The 6646-nt window shown below is 60.8% G+C and carries 9 protein-coding genes; 3 read left to right on the top strand and 6 right to left on the bottom strand.

Features of this window, described 5'->3' with window-relative positions:
- Nucleotides 1-99, top strand: a 99-nt coding sequence (locus tag AC1DSG_RS08295; protein WP_477790448.1) for a hypothetical protein, incomplete at its 5' end; no start/stop codon positions are given.
- 191 nt (nt 100-290) lie between these two features.
- Here the strand turns inward: AC1DSG_RS08295 and AC1DSG_RS08290 are convergent.
- The 6 genes from AC1DSG_RS08290 to AC1DSG_RS08265 all read right to left on the bottom strand — a co-directional run bounded on the left by AC1DSG_RS08290 (nt 291) and on the right by AC1DSG_RS08265 (nt 5977).
- Complete coding sequence (locus AC1DSG_RS08290; RefSeq protein ID WP_477790446.1) at nt 291-1292, bottom strand: extracellular solute-binding protein; 1002 nt, start codon at nt 1290-1292, stop codon at nt 291-293.
- 149 nt (nt 1293-1441) lie between these two features.
- A complete protein-coding gene (locus AC1DSG_RS08285) occupies nt 1442-2659 on the bottom strand; it encodes a 2-octaprenyl-3-methyl-6-methoxy-1,4-benzoquinol hydroxylase (protein ID WP_477790447.1) in 1218 nt (405 codons plus the stop codon).
- A 9-nt stretch (nt 2660-2668) separates the two neighbouring features.
- Complete coding sequence (locus tag AC1DSG_RS08280; protein ID WP_477790445.1) at nt 2669-2878, bottom strand: hypothetical protein; 210 nt, start codon at nt 2876-2878, stop codon at nt 2669-2671.
- Complete coding sequence (gene ubiH / locus AC1DSG_RS08275; protein WP_477790444.1) at nt 2871-4058, bottom strand: 2-octaprenyl-6-methoxyphenyl hydroxylase; 1188 nt, start codon at nt 4056-4058, stop codon at nt 2871-2873. Before ubiH ends, AC1DSG_RS08280 begins: the two co-directional genes overlap by 8 nt.
- Nucleotides 4055-5389: a Xaa-Pro aminopeptidase gene (gene pepP / locus AC1DSG_RS08270; protein ID WP_477790443.1), complete on the bottom strand. Its 1335-nt coding sequence runs from the start codon at nt 5387-5389 to the stop codon at nt 4055-4057. Before pepP ends, ubiH begins: the two co-directional genes overlap by 4 nt.
- 27 nt (nt 5390-5416) lie before the next feature.
- Nucleotides 5417-5977 (bottom strand): YecA/YgfB family protein, encoded by a 561-nt coding sequence (locus tag AC1DSG_RS08265; RefSeq protein WP_477790442.1) that lies wholly within the window; start codon nt 5975-5977, stop codon nt 5417-5419.
- Between the two features lie 126 nt (nt 5978-6103).
- Between AC1DSG_RS08265 and AC1DSG_RS08260 the strand changes: the two genes are divergently transcribed.
- Together AC1DSG_RS08260 and AC1DSG_RS08255 are read left to right on the top strand one after the other, a co-directional pair.
- The gene (locus AC1DSG_RS08260; protein WP_477790441.1) at nt 6104-6313 is read left to right on the top strand and encodes a TIGR02449 family protein; all 210 of its coding nucleotides are present in this window, start codon (nt 6104-6106) and stop codon (nt 6311-6313) included.
- Nucleotides 6310-6627 carry a cell division protein ZapA gene (locus tag AC1DSG_RS08255; RefSeq protein ID WP_007942435.1) on the top strand — a complete coding sequence of 106 codons (318 nt, stop codon included), beginning with the start codon at nt 6310-6312 and terminating at the stop codon, nt 6625-6627. The genes AC1DSG_RS08260 and AC1DSG_RS08255 overlap by 4 nt, the downstream gene beginning before the upstream one ends.
- The last annotated feature ends 19 nt before the right edge of the window (nt 6628-6646 follow it).

Below are 6646 nucleotides of genomic sequence, written 5' to 3'. Positions count from 1 at the left end.
GCCTGGGGCAAATTCATTGCCGACACCTTGCCGGTGGAAGTGGCGGGCAAGCGTCAGGCTGAAGCGATCCGCATGATGGATCGCGCTGGCTGGAACTGACACCACTGTCTTTGTGGCGAGTGACCTACCTGTGGCGAGGGAGCTTGCTCCCGCTKGGSTGCGAAGCAGCCACAAGAGGGTATCAGATCAACTCTGTCATGAGTCTTCTGACACCGCTAGGGCTGCTTCGCAGCCCAGCGGGAGCAAGCTCCCTCGCCACAGGTAGGTCACTCGCCACAAAGACAGTGGTGTCAGTTCCAGCCAGCGCGATCCATCATGCGGATCGCTTCAGCCTGACGCTTGCCCGCCACTTCCACCGGCAAGGTGTCGGCAATGAATTTGCCCCAGGCCGCGACTTCTTCCGAAGGCGCTACTGCCGGGTTGGCCGGGAACTCCTGATTCACGTCGGCGAATATTTTCTGCGCTTCAGGGGTGGTCATCCATTCCACCAGCGCCTTGGCCGCTTCCGGGTGCGGAGCGTGTTTGGTCAGGCCGATACCCGACAAGTTGACGTGCACACCGCGATCAGCCTGGTTTGGCCAGAAAAGCTTCACGCCCAGGTCGGGCTTTTGCTTGTGCAGGCGACCGTAGTAGTAGGTGTTGACGATGCCCACATCGCACTGACCCGCATTGATCGCTTCCAGCACCGCGACGTCATCCGAGAACACGTCAGTGGACAAGTTGCTCACCCAGCCCTTGAGGATTTCCTCGGTTTTTTCGGCGCCGTGGACTTCGATCATGGTGGCCGTCAGGGACTGGTTGTAGACCTTCTTCGCCGTGCGCAGGCACAGGCGCCCTTCCCAGTTTTTGTCGGCCAGYGCCTCATAAGTGGTCAGCTCGCCCTGCTTCACTCGATCCGGGGAGTAAGCGATGGTCCTCGCCCGCAGGCTCAGGCCGGTCCAGGCATGGGAGGACGCACGGTATTGCTGCGGAATATTGGCATCGATCACTGGGGAAGTGAACGGCTGCAAGATGCCCATTTGCTCGGCCTGCCACAGGTTACCGGCATCGACTGTCAGCAGCAGGTCGGCGGTGGCGTTCTCGCCCTCGGCCTTGATCCGCTGCATCAGTGGCGCTTCCTTGTCGGTGATGAACTTCACCTTCACCCCGGTTTTGGCGGTGTAGGTATCGAAGACCGGTTTGATCAGCTCATCGATACGTGAGGAGTAAACCACCACCTCGTCAGCGGCCTGGGCGGCGGTACTGCCAATCAGGGTCAGGGCGAGTGCGGTCAGTAGACGCTTCGGTAACATGGGAGCGATCTCTCGATGAAAAAGTGAGGACAAATGATAAGGAATCACATTTAGCATCTCAATCGATCAAATTTGTGGAGGAGTTACCAGATGTTGCATCACCTAGGTTGTGTGGTGAAGGTTCCGGCCTCATCGTCGGAACGAGAATGTCAGGCCTTGGCGAGTGCCGGCAAATCCCCGGTCAGCCCCAACGCCTCACGCACAAACAATGCCTTGGCCTCAGGCATCTGCTCAACCATCTTCAACCCGGCATTCCGCAACCAGCGCACGGGCAGCGGATCAGCCTGAAACAACCGCTCAAACCCTTCCATCGCTGCCATCAGCGCCAGATTGTGGGGCATGCGCCGACGCTCGTAACGGCTCAGCACTTTTACATCTGCCAAGCGTTCGCCACGTTCAGCCGCTTGCAGCAACACTTCCGCCAGCACAGCGGCATCAAGGAAGCCAAGGTTCACACCCTGCCCGGCCAACGGGTGAATGGTGTGCGCCGCGTCGCCGATCAGAGCCAGGCCTTCGGCCACATAACGCTTGGCGTGACGCTGACGAAGCGGCACGCACAGACGCGGGTCGGCGCTGAGCACGGTGCCGAGTCGGCCTTCAAAGGCGCGTTCCAGTTCGCGGCAGAAGCCGTCGTCGTCCAGCGCCATCAGGCGTTCGGCTTCACTCGGCGTGGTCGACCAGACGATCGAACACCAATCCTGCTGACCATCACGCTCCAGCGGCAAAAACGCCAACGGACCGTTGTCGGTAAAGCGCTGCCACGCTGTCAGTTGATGAGGTTTGGAACTGCGCACGCTGGTGACCATCGCGTGGTGCATATAGTCCCACTCGCGCGTCGCCATGCCGGTCAGGCGCCGAACGGCCGAGTTGGCGCCGTCCGCCGCAATCACCAACGGCGCGCGCAAGGTGCGGCCATCTGCCAGAGTCAGCAGCCAGTCATCGCCCGAGCGGCGCATCTGTTCCACACGCGCATTGGCCAGCATCCCAAGGTCGCAGTCATACAGACGGTCGAGCAAAGCATCTTGAACCACACGGTTCTCGACGATGTGCCCAAGCACCTCGGCATGCACACTGGTCGCCGAGAAATGGATCTGCCCGGTGCCACTCCCGTCCCAGACGTGCATGTCGGTATAAGGACTGCTGCGCCGCTTGACGATACCGTCCCACACGCCCATGCGTTCGAGAATCCGCTGGCTGGCCGCCGACAAGGCGCTCACCCGCGGTTCGAACGGCGCCTGGCCATCGAAGGGTTTGACGCTCAGGGGGCTACCGTCCAGCAACAGGACTTCCAGCCCACTGTCCTGCAATGCCAGCGCCAAGGCGCTGCCGACCATTCCGGCCCCGACAATCAGCAGATCTGCGCGCATGTCCATGCTTTAAGCCTGTCTCGCTTGCGGCTTGAGCCGCACATAAAAGGTTTTTTCGACCCGCGCCACCAAGGTACCGGCGCCGTCATGAATATCGACCCAAAAGTCTTCGCTGATGTGTCGCACCCGATCTCCGGCGTCCAGGTACGGCGGGGCAAAGGACATGAACCAACGCATCAACCGCGCTTTGCCGAAAGTGTTCGTTAGCCACTTAAGCATCGGGACGCGTACCCAACCCCATGGCCTGCCGGGCAAACCAGCGCTTGGCCGGCGGCAACAGGTCGAGACCGAGCAAGCCGAGGTTGCGCCCCAGCGACACCAGCGGCTGGGTGCTGCCGAACAAGCGGGTGACTTGATCGGAGAAGCCCACGGTCAGGTTCTGATCCAGACGTTGACGCTCGCGGTAAACCTGCAGCGTGGCAAAATCGCCCGGCCCGGTCTCGCTGGCCAGCAGTGCATCGGCCAAGGCCTGGGCATCGCGCAGCGACAGGTTGAACCCCTGGCCGGCAATCGGGTGCAGGCTGTGAGCCGCGTTGCCGAGAATCGCCAGATGCGGACGCACCTGCTCTTCGGCTTCGATCAGCGTCAGCGGGTAAAGATGCCGCACGCCGACCTGCTTGAGGGTGCCGAGGCGATAACCGAACACACTCTGTAATTCGCTGAGGAAGTTCTTTTCATCCAGTGCGGCCAGCCGCTGCGCGTCCATGCCCAGACGGGTCCAGACCAACGCGCAGCGGTTCTCCGGCAGCGGCAACAGCGCCATCGGGCCATCGTCGGTGAACCGCTCAAAGGCCATGCCGTTGTGCGCTTCGCTCGGGGTGATATTGGCGATCAGCGCGCTCTGGTTATACGGACGCTTCTTGATGCCGATCCCCAGTTGCTCGCGCAGGCCCGAACGGCCGCCATCAGCAAGCACCGCCAAGTCGCATTCCAGGGTGGTTTCGTCATTGAGGGTCAGGCGGTAGCCGTCGGTCAGCGGTTCCATGCGCGTGACTTCCGCCGGGCAACGCCAGGTGACCACGTCCTTGTCCAGACCTTGCCAGAGGCATTGGCCGAGCCAGGCGTTTTCAACCACATAACCCAGCGCCGGAACGCCCTCTTCCATCGCCGATAACCGGGCGGTGGAAAAACGTCCACGGTCGGACACATGAATCTGCTTGATCGGCTCGGCACGGCGGGAGATTTCCTGCCACACGCCCAACCGTTGATAAATCTGTTTGGCACCGTAGGACAGCGCCGAAGAGCGGGCGTCATAGCTCGGCTGATAGGTATCACCCGGGGCGAATGGCTCGATCAGGGATATCTTCCAGCCGCGCGCCTTGGCCCCGGCCTGCAACGCCAACGCGAGACTGGCACCGACCAGGCCGCCACCGATGATTGCCAGATTGACCCGGCTCATGCTGCTTGCGTCCGCGCTTGCGCCATCAAGGCCTCGATGTCGGCGACCGTTTTCGGCACGTCCTTGGTCAAAATTTCACAACCGGTCTTGGTCACTACCACGTCGTCCTCGATGCGCACGCCAATGCCGCGCCATTTCTTTGCCACGTTCTGGTTGTCCGGGGAAATGTAGATCCCCGGTTCCACCGTCAGCGCCATGCCGACTTCCAGCACACGCCATTCGCCGCCGACCTTGTACTCACCGACGTCATGCACATCCATCCCCAGCCAGTGGCCGGCGCGGTGCATGTAAAACGCTTTATAGGCTTCGCTGGCGATCAGTTCGTCGATGTCGCCCTGCAACAGACCCAGCTTAACCAGCCCGGCAGTAATGACTTTAACCGTGGCTTCGTGGGCCTGATTCCAGTGTTTGTTCGGGGCGATTTCGGCGAAGGCGGCTTCTTGCGAGGTCAGCACCAACTCGTAGATCGCTTTCTGTTCCGGTGAATACTTGCCGTTGACCGGCCAGGTGCGGGTGATGTCGCTGGCGTAGCAATCGATCTCGCAACCGGCGTCGATCAGCACCAGATCACCGTCCTTGAGCACCGCGTCATTCTGCTGGTAATGCAGGATGCAGCTGTTGCGCCCCGCGGCGACGATTGAACCGTAGGCCGGCATCTTGGCGCCGCCCTTGCGAAATTCATAATCGAGCTCGGCTTCGAGGCTGAACTCGTGCAGCCCGGCCCGGCTGGCCTGCATTGCACGGATGTGCGCCCGGGCGGAAATCCGCGCGGCTTCGCGCATCACCTTCACTTCTGCCGCCGATTTATACAGGCGCATGTCGTGAAGCAGATGATCCAGGGCAACAAACTCGTTCGGCGGCTGGGCGCCGAGGTGCGCTTTGGAGCGGATCACGTTGATCCAGTCCATCAGGTGCCGATCGAATTCGGGATTACTGCCCATGGCCGAATACACCCGGTCGCGCCCTTCGATCAGGCCCGGCAGGATGTCGTCGATGTCAGTGATGGGGAAGGCGTCGTCGGCACCGAAGTCGCGGATTGCGCCTTCCTGGCCGGCGCGCAAACCGTCCCACAACTCTCGCTCGGCGTTGCGCTCACGGCAGAACAGGATGTATTCGCCATGGGCACGCCCCGGCATCAACACGATGACCGCCTGTGGCTCGGGGAAACCGCTGAGGTACTGGAAATCGCTGTCCTGACGATAGACGTGCTCGACGTCGCGGTTGCGGATGGCGACCGCAGCGGCGGGCAAGATCGCGATGCTGTTGGGTTCCATCTGCGCCATCAAGGCCTTGCGGCGACGGCTGTATTCCGATTTCGGGATATGAATCATGGGCAGATGGCTTTTCCTGGCACGCGATTAATGCAAAGACGGTTTGGCGGCAGGTGGCACGTCCGCTTTTTTGGTTTCGGAGAACAGCAGCAGCGGAGCGACGCGCAGGTACTCCATGACTTCCATGTAATCGCTTTCGCCGTCTTCGGACTCTTCCAGGGCATCTTGCACCTGAGAAATGGCTGCCAGGTCCTGCAACACTTCGGTGGCTTCGGAGCTGAGCATGCTGCTGTCCCGGCAGTTCAAGCCGAAACCGCTGAGGAAGCCCTGGCACCATTGGCCCAGTGCGATAGCACGGTCGGCCAGCGGCGCGTCATCGGTCGGCAGCAGCAGAACAACGGTCACGTCGTCACCGGTGAGCTCGCCCTTGACCATCGCCTGCAGGCCGATCAAGGCGTTGCGGACGTTGTCCTGCGGTTCGTTTTCGAGCAGCTCGGCGGCATCGACCAGCCAGCCTTCGGCATCGAAGCCGGCACCGGCGCAACTGCGGCCGAGCAACAGGCCATGCAGTTCGGCAGGCGAGACGTTATGACCGCTGGAAGTCAGCAGGGTGGCGAAGGCTTGGTACGGAGAATTCTGAATGGTCATGGGCAGCTAGGCGCCAGACGGCGCTATGTCTAGAATGAAGGCCTTGTATCCTACATCGACAGACTCGCCAAGACTATTAAAGGCTGTCCGCCAGTTACCACCCATCAGACTCTCTATGTGGACACTATGGACGACACCGACCTGCAAGCGCTGATGGCCAGACTCGAACTGCTGATTAATCGAGTCGAGCAACTAAAGAGTCAAAACGGACTCTTACTAGCTCAGGAAAAGACCTGGCGCGAGGAACGCGCGCACCTCATTGAAAAAAACGAAATCGCCCGGCGTAAGGTCGAATCGATGATTTCGCGCCTCAAGGCCTTGGAGCAAGACTCATGAGTTCAAGCAATAGCGTCACCGTGCAGATCCTCGACAAAGAATATTCGATCATTTGCCCCCAGGAAGAACGCAGCAACCTGGTGAGCGCCGCCCGCTACCTGGACGGCAAGATGCGCGAAATCCGCAGCAGCGGCAAAGTCATCGGTGCAGACCGCATTGCAGTCATGGCCGCGCTGAACATCACGCATGACCTGCTGCACAAGGAAGAAAGGCCGGACGTACAAGCCAGCGGCTCGACTCGCGAACAAGTTCGCGACCTGCTGGACCGCGTCGATCTGGTACTCGCCACCGATCCGGACGTCACGAAGGGCTGATTCGTCGAAGCGCTTGGGT

It is taken from the genome of Pseudomonas sp. P5_A12 (genome assembly GCF_056400685.1).
The sequence above is the reverse complement of the archived record's forward strand: the minus strand, read 5'-3'. Positions and strand labels throughout refer to the sequence as shown.